The following is a 16,230-nucleotide window of genomic DNA, read 5'->3' on the forward strand; positions in this document are numbered from 1 at the left end:
GGGGATTCGCCGCCAGGGGACTCATCCCTTCACCGCCCCGGCGGACATGCCCTGTACCAGGTAGCGCTGGATCACCGCGAAGACCAGCACCACCGGTACGGCGGCGACGACGCCGCCCGCGGCCAGGGCGCCGAAGTCCACGCTGAACTCGCCCAGGGTGTACGCGAGGCCGACGGGCACCGTGAACTTCTCCTGCTCGCTGACGAACATCAGCGCGAACAGGAAGTTGTTCCAGCTGTGGATGAAGGCGAACGAGCCGACCGCGACCAGGGCGGGGCGCAGCAGCGGCAGCACCACGGCGAAGAAGCCGCGCAGTCGGCCGCAGCCGTCCACCCAGGCGGCCTGCTCCAGCTCCACCGGGACGTTCCTGATGAAGCCGCTGATCAGGATGAGGGAGAGCGGCAGCTGGAAGACCGTCTCGGCGATCACCAGGCTCCAGAGCGAGTTGACCAGGCCGAGGACCCGGAAGATCTCGAAGAGCGGGATCAGCATCATCGCGCCGGGGATGAACTGGGTGCAGAGCATCCCGACCATGAACAGCTTCCGGCCGCGGAACTCGTACCTGGCCAGGGCGTAGCCGCCGGCCAGCGCGACCACGGTCGTCATGACCAGGGAGGCGACGCCCACCATCAGGCTGTTCTTGAAGAAGACCGCGAAGCTCAGGTCGTTCCAGACCGTCGCGAAGTTGTCGAACGTGATCGGCCAGGGCAGCAGCGAGGTCGATCCCCTGGGCCGGAACGCGAAGACCAGCATCCAGTAGAAGGGGACCAGTGTGAACAGCAGGTAGAGCCCGAGGGGGACCCAGATCTCCCACCGGCCGGCCTTCCCCTTCTCCTTGCGGCCGGTACGCGGCGCGAGCGCGGACGGGGCCAGGCGCGGCCGTTCGGCCGTCTGGAGTGTCATGACTTCGCTCCGAACTTGCTCAGCCGCAGGTAGGCGATCGAGAAGAAGGTCAGGATCAGGAAGGCGGCGGTGGTCAGCGCCGAGCCGTACCCGAAGTCGTGGGACTGCACCGCCTTGGCCGCCACGTACAGCGGCAGTGTGGTGGTCGCGTGCGCCGGGCCGCCGCCGGTCAGCGTGTAGAGCAGGTCGACGTTGTTGAACTCCCACACGCAGCGCAGCAGCGTGGACAGGATGATCGCGTCCTTGAGGTGCGGCAGCGTGATGTGGACGAACCGCCGCATCCGTGAGGCGCCGTCCACCGAGGCCGCCTCGTAGAGCTCTTTGGAGATGCTCTGCAGGTCGGCCAGGAGCAGGATCGCGAAGAACGGCACTCCGCGCCAGAGCTCGGCGAGCACGGCCGCCCAGAAGACGGTGTCGGGGTTGGCCAGCGGCGCGGCGCCGTACTGCATGAGGCCGAGGTCGGCGAGGTAGCGGGAGACGCCGGTCGTCGGGTTGTAGAGCAGGATCCAGATGCCGGTGGTCAGCACCCCGGAGACCGCCCACGGGGAGAACACGGTCGCCCGGGCCAGGCCACGGCCGACGAAGGTCTCGTTCACGATCAGCGCCAGGACCAGCCCGAACACCAGTTGCAGGAACACCTCGACGCCGACCCACTTGAGGCTGAAGCCGAGGCTCTGCCAGAACAGCGGGTCCTCGAACAGCAGCCTGCGGAAGTTGTCGAGGCCGGCGAAGCCGTTGTCCCAGGGTTTGGTGACGTTGTAGGTCTGCAGGCTGTAGTAGACGACGCTGGCCATCGGGTAGACGAGGAAGCCGAGCATCGCGATCACCGCGGGGGCGATCAGCAGGTAGGGGGTCCTGGCCGCGCGGCCCAGGCGGCGGCGTATCCGGGGATTCGCCGTGGTGATTGCCATCGCCGGCAACTCCTTCCGAGTCGGCGTCAGGGGCTGCAACCGGTTGCATGAAACATGGCGGACATATCCCGGCAACGTCAAGGGCCCAATTTTGTAAACCACCGCTTATCTGCGGATTTTTCGTTATTTGCAACTTTCATGGCCCCGGGTGCCCTGCTGCGGGGCTCGATCCCGGTCCGGTTCCGGCGTTGACAGTTACGCAACCGCTTGCACTAATGTGCTCAGGGGCCGGTGAAGGGCCATGACGGAGGAGTGCGGTGGCAGCGACGATCAGAGATGTGGCGCGGGCGTCGGGAGTGCACGTCTCGACGGTGTCCCGCACTTTCTCGGCGCCGCACCTGGTGAACGCCGAGACCCGCAACCGCGTGCTCGCCGTCGCCGAGGACCTCGGCTACCGGCCCAACCGCGCCGCGCGGGCACTCACCACCGGCAGGACCCACAACATCGGCCTCATCGTCGCAGATATCTCCAACCCGTTCTTCCCGCCGCTGATCAAGGCCGCCCAGGCGCAGGCCAGAGCCCGCGACTACCACGTGTTCGTCGCCGACACCGATGAGGATCCGCAGGTCGAGGAGGAGCTGATCCAGACCCTCGCCAAGCAGGTGGACGGGGTCCTGCTCTGCAGCCCGCGGCTCTCCAACCGGGTCATAGAGCGTCTCCACGCCGAGGTGCCGTTCGTGGTGGTCAACCGGAGGGTGAAGGGCATGCCGACGATACTGATGGACGTGGGCCAGGGCGCCCGCCTCGCCATCGAGCACCTGACCGGGCTCGGCCACCGCAGGATCGCCCTGCTGTCCGGGCCGAGCGGCTCGTGGACCAGCGGTGAGATGCGTGCCGCGGCGACCGCGATGGACGGCGTCGAGCTGGTGATCCTCGGCCCGAACGCGCCCACCGAGCGGGGCGGCCTCGCCGTCGCCGAGGAGGTGATCGCCTCGGGCGTGACCGGCGTGCTCGCCTACAACGACCTGGTGGCCATCGGGCTCATCGAGGGGCTGTACGAACGGGGCGTGCGCGTCCCCGATGACATCAGCGTGGTCGGCGTCGACGACATAGTGGCCGGGCGGCTGAACCGGCCCAAGCTGACCAGCGTGGCCATGCCCACGGCCGCCGCCGGGCGGATGGCGGTGGACCTGCTGCTGCAGTCCTTCGACGAGGGCGCCACCCCCACCCTGGCGACTCTCGACACCCACCTGGTCGTCCGCGAATCCACAGACCGTGCCGCGCTTTTCCCTCGGGGCTGAGGCTCCAGGTCTCCACGCTGGAGGTTTTTTGATGAACTTCGGAATCACCCCGACGGGGGAGCACGTCGAGCGGCACGTGCTGTCGAACGGGCCGATGCGCGCCTCGATCCTCAGCTACGGGGCGATCCTGCAGTCGCTGGAGGTCCACGGCGTCGACGTGGTCCTCGGCTACACCGGTCTCGACGACTACCTGACGCGCAGCCGCTACTTCGGCGCCGTGGTCGGCCGGTACGGAAACCGCATCGCGAACGGGCGTTTCACCCTCGACGGCCGTGACCACGAACTGCCGGTCAACAACGACCCCAACAGCCTGCACGGCGGCCCCGGCGGCTTCTCCAACCGGGTGTGGCGGGTGACCGAGGTCTCCACCTCGGCCATCACGCTGGAATATGTCAGCCTCAACGGTGAGGAGGGCTATCCGGGCATGCTGACCGTCTCGCTCACCTACACGCTGACCGAGGACGCGCTAAGGCTGGACTACCGCGCGTTCACCGACGCGCCGACGGTGCTGAACCTGACCAACCACTCCTACTTCAACCTCGCCGGGGGCGGCGACATCCTCAAGCACGTGATCCGGATCGACGCCGACCGCTATCTCCCCGTCGACTCCACCAAGATTCCGACCGGTGAGCTGGCCCCGGTGGCGGGCACCCCGTTCGACTTCACGACCCCGCGGGAGATCGGCGACAGGATCGACGATCCGCTGCTGGGGGGTGGCTACGACCACTGCTACGTGCTGCGCGGCGGCATCGAGGTCGGCGAACCGGTCAGCGGGCGCGTCATGGAGGTCTCCACCACCGAGCCCGGCGTGCAGTTCTACTCCGGCAACATGCTGGACGGCATCGCCACCGCGTACGGCAGGCACGCCGGCCTCTGCCTGGAGACCCAGCACTTCCCCGACTCGCCCAACCAGGACCACTTCCCCTCCACGGTCCTGCGCCCCGGCGAGGAGTTCACCTCCACCACGACCTACCGCTTCCGCTGAGTCTCCCGCCCTCTGGAGGGCGGGACGAGGGCTCAGGCCTTTGCCGCGGCGCTCTCGCCGGTGAACGCGGCCACGGCGCCCAGGCCGAGGTAGACCAGGCCGCTGGTGACGTCGAGGCGGCGGCGGGCGCGGGCCGAGCGGCGCAGGCGACCGGCCATGGCCGAGGAGAGCAGGGCGTAGGCACCGTCACTGGCCATGCCGAGGGCGATCCAGATCAGGCCGAGGAGCACGATCTGCGGGGCGATCGGGCCGGCGGCCGGATCGGTGAACTGGGGGAGGAAGGCGAGGAAGAAGATCGCGGTCTTCGGGTTGAGCACGTTGACCACGAAGCCCTCCCAGAAGATCCTGCTTCTCGTCGCGACCGGCGGCTCGGCCACCCCGTCCGGGTCGGGACGGGTCATCAGCTTGCGGACGCCCAGCCAGACCAGGTAGGCCACGCCCAGATACTTGACCACCGCGAACGCGGTCGCCGAGGCGGCCAGCAGGGCGCTGATGCCCAGGGCCGCGGCGGCCACGTGGACCAGGGAACCGAGGTGGATCCCCAGCACCGACACCAGCCCGGCGCTCCGGCCCTGGGCGATGCTGCGGGTCACGATATAGAGCACCGCGGGCCCCGGCACGAGCAGCAGGGCGAGGGTAGCCGCCACAAAGAGGGCGACCATTGTCAGATCAGGCATGTCGAGATCCTAGGCTCGCCCGATGCCCGGTGACCAACGGGTTTCCGCCGGGTGCCGATACCGCGGAGGCGGGCCCCCACCAGGTCGGTCTCCCTACGGGCGGGTCACCGAGGTCAGGGTGGCCAGCAGGGCGGCGGTGGCCGGCGGGTCGGGGGGCTCGCCATAGGTGGCGGCGTAGACGCGGCGGGTCGAGCCGGGCAGTTCGATCACGGTGACCCCCGGGTGCCGGTGGGCCTGCAGGGCGAGCCTCGGCAGGGCGGTCACCCCGATCCCGGCGGCGACCAGGGCCTGGACCGCGACGGCGTCGTCGGTCGTGAAGGCGATCTCCGGCTCGAAGCCCGCCCTGGCGCACAGTTCCAGCAGGTGGCTGCGGCACCGGTCGCAGCCGCCGATCCACCGGGAGTCGCGGTGCGAGGCCAGATCGCCACTGCCGTCGCTCTGGCCGGAGGTGACCAGGTAGCTGGTGTCGTCCAGCAGGTGCAGCAGGCGGATCCCGTCCTCCTCGGGGTCGGTGCCTTCGAAGCGGAAGATGACCGCCACGTCCACGTAGCCCGCCCGGAGCATGCGCAGCGCGTCAGGAGGCTCGGTCTCGGTCAGTCGCAGCTCCAGGCCGGGGTGCTCCCTGGCGAGGGCGGCGGCGGCCTGCGGCACGAACGTGCCCAGGGCGGAGGGGAAGGCGGCCAGCCTGACCCGCCCGGCGCGCAGGCCCACGTGCGCCGACAACTCGGCGGCCGCGGAGTCGAGGCGGCCGATGATCTCGGTGGCCCGCTCGGCCAGCAGACGGCCCGCCTCGGTCAGCCGGATGCCCCGGCCGACCCGCTGGATCAGCTTGGCCCCGGTCTCGGCTTCGAGCTTCGCGAGGTGGTGGCTGACTGAGGGCTGGGAGTAGTGCAGTTCCCTGGCCGCCGCGGTCACCGAGCCGTGCCGGGCCACCGCGGCGAGGACACGAAGCCGCACGATATCGAGCATGTATTAACTTTATCGATGAATGAACGGGAAAATGGGCATTAGACGTTATGTATCCCCCAAGCGCATCCTGGGGCCATGAAGACGTTGACGCGCACCCGTCCGGGCCTGGCCGAGATCGTCGAGGGGGTCAGGGCACTCGTCGATCCGTCCGCCGACCCCCGGGCGACCGCCTTCGCGGTGGCCGACCTGCTGCGTGAACGGCTGCCGTCCCCCGAGATTCTCACCGAGGAGGAGCGTCTCGGCGACCCCGACGGCTACGTCGGCCACACCCTCCACGCCGAGGAGAGCTTCTCGATCGTGGCCGTGGTCTGGCGGCCCGGTCAGCAGACCGCGATCCACGACCACATCGCCTGGTGCGTGTTCGGCGTGCTGCGGGGTGTCGAGTACGAGACCCTCTACCGCGACCACGGCGACCACCTGACCGAGATCGGCAGGACCGCCAACCGGACCGGAGAGGTCAGTGGTTTCGCCCCGCCCGGCGACATCCACCGCGTCCACAACACGGGGGACGAGACGGCCGTCTCGCTGCACATCTACGGGGCCGACCTCAGCGCCGCCCCCACCAGCGTGCGGCGCGTCTACGACCTGCCCGTTCGCTGAACCACGCCGGGAGCAGGTCCGCGATCGTGACTCCGTCGAGCGGGCACCCCCGCCCTGATCGTACGTTCGTCGCGAGGCCGGTCCGGCGAGAGTGCCCCCGAGCGTGTCCGTGACTGTCACCTGGGAGTGTCCGTCTACTTCCCGATCTCGGGCTTCCTGTCGGTGTTCAGGCTCTCCCTGATGGCCTCCAGGCGGGCCGCGCCCTCGACGTCGATGGCGGCGCGCTCGACCTCGATCATGCGGGCCTCGACGGAGCCCGAGGTCAGCTCGGCCTCGCCGAGTGCGCGGGCGTAGCGCTTCTCGATCTTGTCGCGGACCTGGTCCAGGGTGGGCGTCTCACCGGCGGGGGTGAGCCCGGACAGATCACCCATGGCCTTGTTGAGCTCCTCCTGGACCTTGGCCTGGTCGAGCTGGGAGAGCAGCCGCATCCGCTCGGCGATCTTCTTCTGCAGGGCCATCGCGTTGTTCTCGACCGCGGCGCGCGCCTGGGCGGAGAACTGCCTGGCCCGCTCGTACGTCAGCTGCGACTCCTGCTGCGCGGCCTCGGCCGCCACCAGGCGGGAGGCGAAGGCGCGGGCCGAGTCCTCGTACGACAGGGCCTTGCGCTCGTCGCCCGCGGCCCGCGCCTGCTCGGCCAGCAGGAGGGCCTGGCGGGCGTTGGCCTGGAGCTTCCCGGTCTCCTCCATCGAGCGGGCGAGCTTCATCTCCATCTCGCGCTCGTTGCCGATGACCGAGGCGGCCTGCTGGCTCAGCCGCTGGTGCTGCTCCTTGGCCTCCGCGATGGCCTGCTCGATCTGGACGCGGGGGTCGGACAGCTCGTCCAGCCGTCCGGAGAGGGCGAAGACCAGGTAACGCCAGGCCCTACGGATGACCTTGAACATGGGGGGCTCCTTATCGATCCAGCGCGTCGCGCGTGATCTGCTCGGTTTCGTGGAGGCCCTGGCGGACTCCTTCGAGGGCGTCGGCGAGCTCGTCCAGCACCCGGGTCGGCTCCAGCCGGCCGTTCGCCGACACCGCCGACAGCTCCACCACGCGGGCGAGGAGCTCCTCGATGCTGATGGCGCTCGACTCCATCCGGGCGAGCACCTGCTCGCGGGCCGAGGCGAGCCGGTCGACCACGGCCCGCTGGGAGGCCAGCGAGGCGAGGGCGCGGTCGAGGTCCGCGACCAGGTCCTTCCTGGCCTCCGCGCGGGCTCGGGTCAGCCGGGCCTGCTCGTGGCCGAGCTTGTCGAGGTCGAACCTGGCCAGCGCGGTGCCGGTGAGCGAGGCCTGCTCGGCCAGCCGCTCCAGGGTGGCCGTCGAGTCGTCCACCTGGGGGCGCATCAGCGCGATCCGCTCGGCCAGCGGGCCCTGCCCCATCGAGGCGCTCAGCTCGGCGAAGCCGTAGGCGGCGGATCCCGCCCGTCTCAGCCAGTACTCCTCCTGGCTGCCGGGGGTGACGGCGGGCCGGTCGCGGCTCCCGCGCTCCGGTAACGCCGAGATCCCGGCCTTGGCCAGCCAGACGACGACGCCGACGAATCCGGCGGCGACCGGGTGCACGCTGACGGCCCACGCGGCGCCGCCGGCGGTCGCGGCCAGCAGCAGGCCCCATGGGTCCTTGAGTTCGTCGACGAAGCGTGCCATCAGAAGTTGGATACCACTGCGGTGAACACCTGGTCGATACTTCCAGGTTTGCGAGAGTCGTACGCGGCGGCGCTGGTCGCCTCGGAGATCTTGCGCAGCACGTCGAGGTCGGCGTCCTGGCCGTAGGCGATGGTGAACATCCGTACCGTCTCCTGGCCGGGTTCGGTGCGCAGTTCAGGCAGCAGGTTCTCCAGGGAGAGGCTGTCGGGGTCCTCGTTCTTGCCGTCGGTCAGGAAGACCACCGCGTTGATCGCGTCACCGCTCCGCAGCTTCCGTACCCGCTCGTGGGCGGCGAGGGCGGTGTCGTACAGGCCGGTGCCGCCGTCGGGGGTCAGGCCCTCAAGCCTGGCGCGCAGCTTCTTGCGCTGGGCGTCGTCGACGGCGGAGAGCGAGGCCAGCTCCAGGTGGTCCTTGTCGCCGTCACGCTTGGTGGAGAACATCCACAGCCCGACCTTGTCGTGCGAGGCGAACTGGGGCAGCGCGTTGATCGCGGCCTGCTTGGCCAGGTCGAGCTTGCTCTTGCCGGTACCGGGCACGGTGGCGCCCATCGAGCCGGAGACGTCGATGACCATGAGGACGTTCGCGGGCTTGCGCAGGTCGGCCCAGCTGGTGAGCACCTTGTCGAGCACGTTCGGCGCGGGCGGGCTGAGGGTCGTCTTCGGCTCGGCGGGCAGCAGCCCGTTCGCCTGGGTGATCAGCTTGCCCGCCTTGCCGTCGTAGGAGCGGAAGGCGAACTCGGCGAACCGCGCCTGCTGCTCGGGGGCCTGCAGGTGCGCCAGGAAGTCGGCCGCCACCGCCCGCTTGGCGTCGTCGACCCACGAGGCGGTCAGCACCGCGTACGGGTTGTCGGAGTAGAGCGTGCCCTCCTTGGGATAGATCGCCACCAGCGGCACCTTGGGCTTGGCGTGCTTGCCCAGCGTCGCGGGGTCACCGGTCGGGTTGCCCTGGTTGTAGTCCCAGACCGACTTCTCCTCCACCGCCACCGCGGAGATGTAGCTCAGGCCCGCGCCCGCGTCGTCGGCCCGCTGGAGGTTGGACAGGAACGTCAGCGTCGTGTCGCCGTAGTGCACGATCGAACGCTCCACGTCCCGTACGAAGTCCCTGGTCTTGGCGTCGGCCACGTTCTTCTCCGACAGGTCGCCGGACAGGCCGGTCGCCGCGAAGTAGGCGCCGACCGTGGCGTTCAGGCCGCTGGTGGAGAAGTTGGGGTTGGTCTTGCCCAGCTTGAACCGGCCCCACTCGGGGTGGCCGTACTTCGCCCACGACCCGGCCGACACGGCGAGCAGGTCCGACCAGCCGAGCTTCTTGCCCGGCCAGCCCAGCGCCTGGGCCATCGGCATGGGCATCGCCACGACCAGGGGCGTCTTGGCGATCGACGGGTTCTCGGCGGCGACCAGGGAGCCGGCGTCCTTTCCCGCGACGCGCTGCTGGAGCAGGGTGACCCAGCCGCTGCTGGCGGGTGACCACACGTCGGGGCGGGGGCCGTCCTGCCGCTCGTCCCAGCCCCTGGCCAGGGCCTGCAGCGCGCCGCCGCTCGCCTTGGTCTCGATGACGACGTCGGCGCAGCGCCCTTCCACGGTCCTGCCGCTGTAGCCGGAGGCGATCTTCCTGAGCAGCTCGGCCTTCTCCGACGAGGCGGCGACGGTCAGGGTGACGCCGTCGTCGCACGCCTTGGGCTGCTCGCCGGCCTCCGACGCGCCCGACCCTCCGGGTTCGTTCGCGCCGACGAAGATCCGCAGGGCGACGATCAGAGCTCCGGCGAGAATGATCGCGACGATGAACGGGGCGAAGTTCCTACGCCGTCGCTGCGGCTGCTGGTACAACCCTGCCTCCCGGGGGATATCTGTACTTGTCCGACGAATGAACCGCCTTCGGAGTTCTCCACGGTCAAAAGTCTTCGTTCTCCACGCCCGGAGGCCTCCACGCCCAGAGGTCTTCGAGAAGTCGTAGCGGTCAGAAGTTGGAGATCACGCTGGTGAAGACCTGGTCGATGGTGTCCGCCCGGGACGAGTCGTAGGCGGCCCCGTCGGTGGCCTCGGCGATCCGCTTGAGCACCCCCTGATCCGCGCCCTCGCCGTATCCGATGGTGAACAGCCGCACCTCCGGGTTGAGCCTGCCGAGCAGGTTGTCCAGATCACTGCCGCCGTTCTTCTCGTTCTTGCCGTCGGTGAGGAAGACCACCGCGTTGATCGCCCCCTCGTCCTTGGCGCCGCGCATCCGTTCGACGGCCGCCAGCGTGGTGTCGTACAGCCCGGTTCCACCCCCGGCGGTCAGCCCGTTCAACTGGTCGCGGAGAGCGCCACCGATCCTCGACACCCTGTCGATCGGGACCAGTTCCAGATAGTCCTTCTCGCCGTCCTGCGCGGTGGAGAAGGCCCACAGGCCGACCTTGTCATCCCCCCGGAACTGGGGCAGCGCGTTGATCGCCGCCTTCTTGGCCAGTTCCAGGCGGGTCTCGCCGGTGCCGGACGCCTCCTCCTCCATCGAGCCGGACTTGTCCACCACGATCAGCACGTTGGCCCTCTTGCGCAGCTCCGACCAGCTCTGCAGGACCTTGTCCAGGACGACAGGGGTGGGTGGGCTCAGCGTGGTGATCTTGGCGTCGGGTATGACGCCGTTCTGCTCGGTGGCCTGCGGGCCGGGCTTGCCCTCGAAGGAGCGGTAGCCGTACGCCTGGAACTTCGCCTGCGCCTCGGGGCTGTGCAGGTAGGTCAAAAAGTCGTCGGCGACCGCCTTCTTGGCCGCGTCCATCCAGGTCAGCGGCACGTAGGGGTGGTCGGAGTAGAGCGTGCCCTCCTTGGGGTTGACCGCTACCAGCGGGGTGCGCGGCGGGGCGTGCCGGCCCAGGGTGGCCGGGTTGCCCGAGGGGTTGCCCCGGTTGTAGTCGGTGACCGAGTTCTCCTCGACGGTGATCGCGGAGATGTAGGCCATCGACTCGCCCCGGTCGTCCGCGCGCAGCAGGTTGCCCAGGAACGTCATGGAGATGTCGCCGTAGTGCACGATCGACTGCTCCACCCCCTGGACGAAGCGCCGGGTCTTCGGGTCGGCCACGTCACGGGCCGTCAGGTCCGAGGTGGTGCCGGTGGCGGCGAAGTAGGCGCCGATGGTGGCGTTCAGGCCGCTGGTGGAGAAGTTGGGGTTGGTCTTGCCCAGCTTGAACCGGCCCCACTCGGGGTGGCCGTACTTCGCCCACCCCTGCGGGGCGGCCGCCAGCTCGGCCAGCTCCGACCAGCCGATCGCCTTGCCGGGCCAGCCCAGCGCCTGGGCCATCGGCTTGGGCATCGCGAAGACCAGGGGCGCGGTGACGATCGGGCTCGGTTTGCCGTCGGCGACGGGTACGGTGCCGTCGGTGTTGGAGGCCTGCTGGCGCAGCAGCGTCACCCACGCCGACGCGGCGGGGGACCAGACGTCCGGCCGGCTGCCGTCGGTCTTCTCGTCCCACCCCTTGGCCAGCGCCCGCATCGCGGTGCCGGAGTTGGCCTCGTCGATGACCACGTCGGCGCAGCGCCCGGCCACGGTACGGCCGCTGTAGTCCTTCGCGACCTCGCGCAGGATCCAGATCTTGTCCTGCGAGGACGCCACCCTGATCTGCGTCGACTCGCCGGAACAGGCGCTGGGCCCGTTCGGCTCGTCCCCCGGGCCACCGCTGAAGTACCAGCGCAGCCCGGCGATCAGAGCGATGGCGAGCACCACGGCGAGCAGGTACGGCAGGACACGCCGGCGGGGTCTTGCGGGGGAGTAGACCACGAGGTGATCGTACGACCAATGGCGATTTTTCGCCGGACGGTAGCGCCCTCGGAAAGCCGGAGAAGACGGGACTCAGCCGGACAGCCGGCCGCGCAGCACCGCCACCGCAGGAGGCAGGGCATCCGCTCGCGAACGGATAGCGCCCCGTCCAGGTCGTTCACCCCGTCGAACAGGCCGAGCGCGGCGCCCCTCCGGATCGCCCGGAGACCCCGGCACGCACCCGTGGGCGCCGTGCCGGGGTCTTCGGCGATCAGGCCGTCGCGGAGCCGTACTCCTGGAGGAAGAGCGCCTCGGCGGTGGCGGTGCGGCGGAGTTCCTCGATGTTCACCCGCTCGTTGGGGGCGTGGATCGCCGCGTCGTCGTCCTCGGCGCCGAAGAGCAGGATCGCGGCGGCGGGGAACTGCCTGGCGAAGGTGGAGACGAGCGGGATCGAGCCGCCGGCGCCGACGTCGCGCGGCGGGCGGCCGAAGGCGCGTTCCATGGCCCGGTTCAGTGCGGAGCGGGCCGCGCCACCGGTGTCGGCGAGGTAGCCGGAGCCCATGGTGTAGTCGCCGACGTCCACCTGGACGCCCCAGGGCGCGACCTGCCGCAGGAAGTCGACGACCGCCTCGATCGTCGTCTTCGGGTCGCCGGCCGGGGGCACCCGTACCGTCACCCGGGCCCTGGCGACAGCCTGGACCGCGTTGACGGCGCCGGAGACCGGCGGCACGTCCAGGCCGGTGACCGTGATCGCGTACGAGGCCCACAGGCGGTCGGCCAGCGAGCCCGAGCCGATGGTGGAGACGCCGTCGAGCACGCCCGCGGTGGACCGGAAGTCCTCCTCCGACGGGCCGGAGCCGAGGAAGCTGCCGCGTGGCAGGCCGGGGACGCGGATGTCGCCGTGGTCGTCGTGCAGGGCGGCGAGCATCCGGATCAGCGCCGCGAGGGCATCCGGGGCGGCGCCGCCGAACGAGCCGCTGTGCAACGACTCCTTGAGGGTGCGCACCTCGATGGTGAAGGCGCCCATACCGCGCAGCGAGGTCGTCACCGACGGATCGCCCACCCGGGGGTTACCGGTGTCGGCGACCACGATCGCGTCGGCGCGGAACAGTTCGGGGTTGCGCTCGACGAAGGACTCCAGGCGCTCGCCGGCGTACTCCTCCTGGCCCTCGATGATGACCTTGACGCCGACCGGGAAGCGGCCCTGGAAGGTGCGGAGCGCCGCGACATGGGAGATGACACCCGACTTGTCATCGGCCGCGCCGCGACCGTGGATCGCGCCATCGATCTCCGTCGGCTCGAAGGGCGGGGTGCGCCAGAGCGCGAGGTCACCCGTGGGCTGCACGTCGTAGTGCGCGTACAACAGGACGGTCGGCGCGCCGGGCGGAGCGGGGGCCTCGGCGTAGACGGCGGGGAAGCTCCCCTCGACGGGGATCTGCTGGACGCGGGGCAGGCCGGTGCTCCGCAGTAGTTCCTCGGTCAGCGCGGCGGCCGCGTGCACGGGCTCCTCCGGGTGGCCGGGGAAGGCCACGGAGGGGATGGCGACGAGCCTCTTGAGGTCCGCGATCGCCTGGGGCAGGCCGGCGGTGACGGCGTTCTCGATCTCGTCAGGAGTCACGACTTTCCCTCGCATCTGAATATCTGGTCCGTCCTACCTATTGGATCACAGCCGCCGACGCGGAGGCGCTCGCACGTGGCGTCGGCGCGCCAGGGTTCCGCCAAGTGGAACAGGGGGTTGGGTAAGATTCGGGCGCCGTTGTCAGCCACCATCGCCCGATGACGGATTTCGTCGTTGTTGCATATATGTTTTGCGGATTTCGACGCTCCAAACACTTCAATACCACGTTTTCACTTGGCAAGAGCGGTTCTGGCAGGCAGACTGTTGAGAGCTCAGCTAAACGAGGGAAGATCGTGATGAAGCACCCTGAAAACACCGACGTGACCTCACTCATGAAGGCCGCGCAGGACAACCTGTGGATGCACTTCACCCGGCACAGCTCGTATGAGGGTGCCGAGGTGCCGATGATCGTGAGGGGTGAGGGCTCCTACATCTACGACGTGCACGGCAAGCGCTACCTCGACGGCCTCGCCGGGCTCTTCGTGGTCCAGGCGGGACACGGCCGCAGCGAGTTGGCCGAGGCCGCCGCCAAGCAGGCCCAGGAGCTGGCGTTCTTCCCGCTCTGGTCGTACGCGCACCCCAAGGCGGTCGAGCTGGCCCAGCGCCTCGCCGCCGAGACCCCCGGCGACCTCAACCGGGTCTTCTTCACCACCGGCGGGGGCGAGGCCGTCGAGAGCGCGTGGAAGCTCGCCAAGCAGTACTTCAAGCTGACCGGCAAGCCGCTCAAGCACAAGGTCATCAGCCGCCAGATCGCCTACCACGGCACCCCGCAGGGCGCCCTGTCGATCACCGGCATCCCCGCCTTCAAGCAGATGTTCGAGCCGCTGGTCCCCGGCTCGGTCCGGGTGCCCAACACCAACCACTACCGCGCCGACGAGATCACCGGCGTGCCCGGCATGACACCGGAGCAGTACGGCTACTGGGCCGCCGAGCGCGTCGCCCGCGCCATCGAGATGGAGGGCCCCGACACCGTGGCCGCCGTCTTCGTCGAGCCGGTGCAGAACGCCGGCGGCTGCTTCCCGCCGCCGCCCGGATATTTCCAGCGCCTCCGTGAGATCTGCGACGAGTACGACGTCCTGCTCGTCTCGGACGAGGTCATCTGTGCCTTCGGCCGGCTCGGCACCATGTTCGGCGGGCAGAAGTTCGACTACGTCCCCGACATCATCACCTGTGCCAAGGGCATGACCAGCGGCTACTCGCCGATCGGCGCCATGATCGCCTCCGATCGCCTCTTTGAGCCGTTCAAGAACGGCACCGAGATGTTCGCCCACGGCTACACCTTCGGCGGCCACCCGGTCTCCTCGGCCGTCGCGCTGGCCAACCTCGACCTGTTCGAGCGGGAGGACCTGCTCGGTCATGTCACCCGCAACGAGCCGGTCTTCCGCTCCACCCTGGAGCGCCTCCGCGACCTGCCGATCGTCGGCGACGTGCGCGGCTCCGGCTACTTCTGGGGCGTCGAGCTCGTCAAGGACAAGGCCACCAAGGAGACCTTCGACACCGAGGAGTCGGAACGTCTCATCAGGGGCTTCCTCTCCGGCGCCCTGTACGAGGCGGGCCTTTACTGCCGCGCCGACGACCGGGGCGACCCGGTCATCCAGCTCGCCCCGCCGCTCATCTGCGGCCCCAAGGAGTTCGACGAGATCGAGTCCATCCTCCGCTCGGTGCTGACGGAGGCGTGGAGCCGGCTCTGAGCGCGAGCGGCCGCGCACGGTTCACCGAGGCTCACCGTGACATCCCGTTGAAACCCCGAAAGGAACTCCCATGAGGATCGGCGTACCTGCCGAGGTCAAGAACCATGAGTACCGTGTCGCCGCGACCCCGGCAGGTGTGTACGAGCTTGTCCGGCACGGCCACGACGTCTACGTTCAGCGTGGCGCGGGCGTCGGCTCGCACCTCGGTGACGAGGAGTATCGCTCCGCCGGAGCCAAGATCCTGGACGCCGCCGACGAGGTGTGGGGTCAGGCGGAGATGATCCTCAAGGTGAAGGAGCCCATCGCGGAGGAGTACCACCGCATGCGCCCCGGCCAGGTGCTCTTCACCTACCTGCACCTCGCGGCCGGCCGCGAGTGCGCCGACGCCCTGCTGGAGCGGCAGGTCACCGCCATCGCGTACGAGACGGTCCAGGTCGGCAACACCCTGCCGCTGCTCGCCCCGATGTCCGAGGTCGCGGGCCGCCTGGCCCCGCAGGTCGGCGCCTACAACCTGATGCGGTTCAACGGCGGGCGCGGCGTGCTGCCCGGTGGCGTGCCGGGCGTGGCACCCGCCAAGGTCGTCGTCATCGGCGCCGGCGTGGCCGGGCTCAACGCCGCGCAGATCGCGGTCGGCATGGGGGCGGACGTCACGGTCCTCGACCTCAACATCGACCGCCTGCGCTTCGTCGACGCCATCTACCAGGGCCGTCTCAAGACCCTCGTCTCGACCTCGTACGCGATCGAGAAGGAGGTCCTGGCGGCCGACCTGGTCATCGGGGCCGTGCTGATCCCCGGTGCCAAGGCCCCGACCCTCGTTTCCAACGAGCTGGTCTCCTCCATGAGGCCGGGCTCCGTGCTCGTCGACATCGCCATCGACCAGGGCGGCTGCTTCGAGGACTCCCGGCCGACCACGCACGCCGAGCCGACCTACCGGGTCCACGACTCGGTCTTCTACTGCGTGGCCAACATGCCGGGCTCGGTCGCCAACACCTCCACCTACGCGCTGACCAACGCCACGTTGCCCTACGCGGTCAAGCTGGCCGGCCTCGGCTGGAAGGACGCGCTCAAGCAGGACGCCCCCCTCGCGCTGGGCCTCAACACCCACGCGGGGCGGCTCACCAACGAGCAGGTCGCCATCGCCCTCGACCTGCCTTACGCGCCGGTCTCCGAGGTCATCGCCGCCTGAGCCGTCGTCGACCCGGCGACCGGTGAGGTGCGCGTGCGGCGGCTGCTCGGGCTGTTCGCCGTGGGCCGGGTGATCAACCCGCTCATGGCCCGCAGCCAGG

The 16,230-nt window shown here is 69.6% G+C and carries 14 protein-coding genes and 1 pseudogene; 6 read left to right on the top strand and 9 right to left on the bottom strand.

Features of this window, described 5'->3' with window-relative positions:
- Window positions 1-21 precede the first annotated feature (21 nt).
- Complete coding sequence (locus ACWD3H_RS15975) at window positions 22-903, bottom strand: carbohydrate ABC transporter permease (RefSeq protein WP_355617083.1); 882 nt, start codon at window positions 901-903, stop codon at window positions 22-24.
- The gene (locus ACWD3H_RS15980) at window positions 900-1,814 is read right to left on the bottom strand and encodes a carbohydrate ABC transporter permease (protein ID WP_355551908.1); all 915 of its coding nucleotides are present in this window, start codon (window positions 1,812-1,814) and stop codon (window positions 900-902) included. The genes ACWD3H_RS15975 and ACWD3H_RS15980 overlap by 4 nt, the downstream gene beginning before the upstream one ends.
- A 257-nt stretch (window positions 1,815-2,071) precedes the next feature.
- On the opposite strand from ACWD3H_RS15980, the gene ACWD3H_RS15985 reads away from it, so the two are divergent.
- Together ACWD3H_RS15985 and ACWD3H_RS15990 are read left to right on the top strand one after the other, a co-directional pair.
- The gene (locus tag ACWD3H_RS15985) at window positions 2,072-3,055 is read left to right on the top strand and encodes a LacI family DNA-binding transcriptional regulator (protein ID WP_355551905.1); all 984 of its coding nucleotides are present in this window, start codon (window positions 2,072-2,074) and stop codon (window positions 3,053-3,055) included.
- Between the two features lie 31 nt (window positions 3,056-3,086).
- Window positions 3,087-4,040 carry an aldose epimerase family protein gene (locus ACWD3H_RS15990; protein ID WP_355617079.1) on the top strand — a complete coding sequence of 318 codons (954 nt, stop codon included), beginning with the start codon at window positions 3,087-3,089 and terminating at the stop codon, window positions 4,038-4,040.
- Between the two features lie 32 nt (window positions 4,041-4,072).
- Here the strand turns inward: ACWD3H_RS15990 and ACWD3H_RS15995 are convergent, their stop codons facing one another.
- Both ACWD3H_RS15995 and ACWD3H_RS16000 read right to left on the bottom strand, forming a co-directional pair.
- Window positions 4,073-4,717, bottom strand: coding sequence for a LysE family translocator (locus ACWD3H_RS15995; protein WP_355551899.1), 645 nt, complete (start codon window positions 4,715-4,717; stop codon window positions 4,073-4,075).
- Window positions 4,718-4,810: 93 nt separating this feature from the next.
- Window positions 4,811-5,686 (bottom strand): LysR family transcriptional regulator, encoded by an 876-nt coding sequence (locus ACWD3H_RS16000; RefSeq protein ID WP_350921080.1) that lies wholly within the window; start codon window positions 5,684-5,686, stop codon window positions 4,811-4,813.
- 75 nt (window positions 5,687-5,761) lie between these two features.
- Between ACWD3H_RS16000 and ACWD3H_RS16005 the strand changes: the two genes are divergently transcribed.
- Window positions 5,762-6,286: a cysteine dioxygenase family protein gene (locus tag ACWD3H_RS16005; protein ID WP_355551894.1), complete on the top strand. Its 525-nt coding sequence runs from the start codon at window positions 5,762-5,764 to the stop codon at window positions 6,284-6,286.
- Between the two features lie 134 nt (window positions 6,287-6,420).
- On the opposite strand, the gene ACWD3H_RS16010 is transcribed toward ACWD3H_RS16005, so the two are convergent.
- From ACWD3H_RS16010 to ACWD3H_RS16030, 5 genes are all read right to left on the bottom strand, one after another.
- A complete protein-coding gene (locus ACWD3H_RS16010; RefSeq protein WP_355551891.1) occupies window positions 6,421-7,167 on the bottom strand; it encodes a PspA/IM30 family protein in 747 nt (248 codons plus the stop codon).
- 10 nt (window positions 7,168-7,177) lie between these two features.
- Complete coding sequence (locus ACWD3H_RS16015) at window positions 7,178-7,909, bottom strand: hypothetical protein (RefSeq protein ID WP_350921087.1); 732 nt, start codon at window positions 7,907-7,909, stop codon at window positions 7,178-7,180.
- A complete protein-coding gene (locus tag ACWD3H_RS16020; RefSeq protein ID WP_355551887.1) occupies window positions 7,909-9,732 on the bottom strand; it encodes a substrate-binding and VWA domain-containing protein in 1,824 nt (607 codons plus the stop codon). Before ACWD3H_RS16020 ends, ACWD3H_RS16015 begins: the two co-directional genes overlap by 1 nt.
- A 130-nt stretch (window positions 9,733-9,862) precedes the next feature.
- Window positions 9,863-11,656, bottom strand: coding sequence for a substrate-binding and VWA domain-containing protein (locus ACWD3H_RS16025; protein WP_355617069.1), 1,794 nt, complete (start codon window positions 11,654-11,656; stop codon window positions 9,863-9,865).
- A 250-nt stretch (window positions 11,657-11,906) separates the two neighbouring features.
- Window positions 11,907-13,253: a M20/M25/M40 family metallo-hydrolase gene (locus tag ACWD3H_RS16030; RefSeq protein ID WP_350921101.1), complete on the bottom strand. Its 1,347-nt coding sequence runs from the start codon at window positions 13,251-13,253 to the stop codon at window positions 11,907-11,909.
- A 296-nt stretch (window positions 13,254-13,549) separates the two neighbouring features.
- On the opposite strand from ACWD3H_RS16030, the gene ACWD3H_RS16035 reads away from it, so the two are divergent.
- From ACWD3H_RS16035 to ACWD3H_RS16045, 3 genes and pseudogenes are all read left to right on the top strand, one after another.
- On the top strand, window positions 13,550-14,944 hold the full coding sequence (locus ACWD3H_RS16035) for an aspartate aminotransferase family protein (RefSeq protein WP_451955488.1): 1,395 nt from the start codon (window positions 13,550-13,552) through the stop codon (window positions 14,942-14,944).
- Window positions 14,945-15,014: 70 nt separating this feature from the next.
- On the top strand, window positions 15,015-16,130 hold the full coding sequence (gene ald, locus ACWD3H_RS16040; protein WP_451955489.1) for an alanine dehydrogenase: 1,116 nt from the start codon (window positions 15,015-15,017) through the stop codon (window positions 16,128-16,130).
- A gap of 18 nt (window positions 16,131-16,148) precedes the next feature.
- A pseudogene (locus tag ACWD3H_RS16045) lies at window positions 16,149-16,230 on the top strand (hypothetical protein); the annotation flags it as partial.

It is taken from the genome of Streptosporangium sp. NPDC002607, from assembly GCF_053592655.1.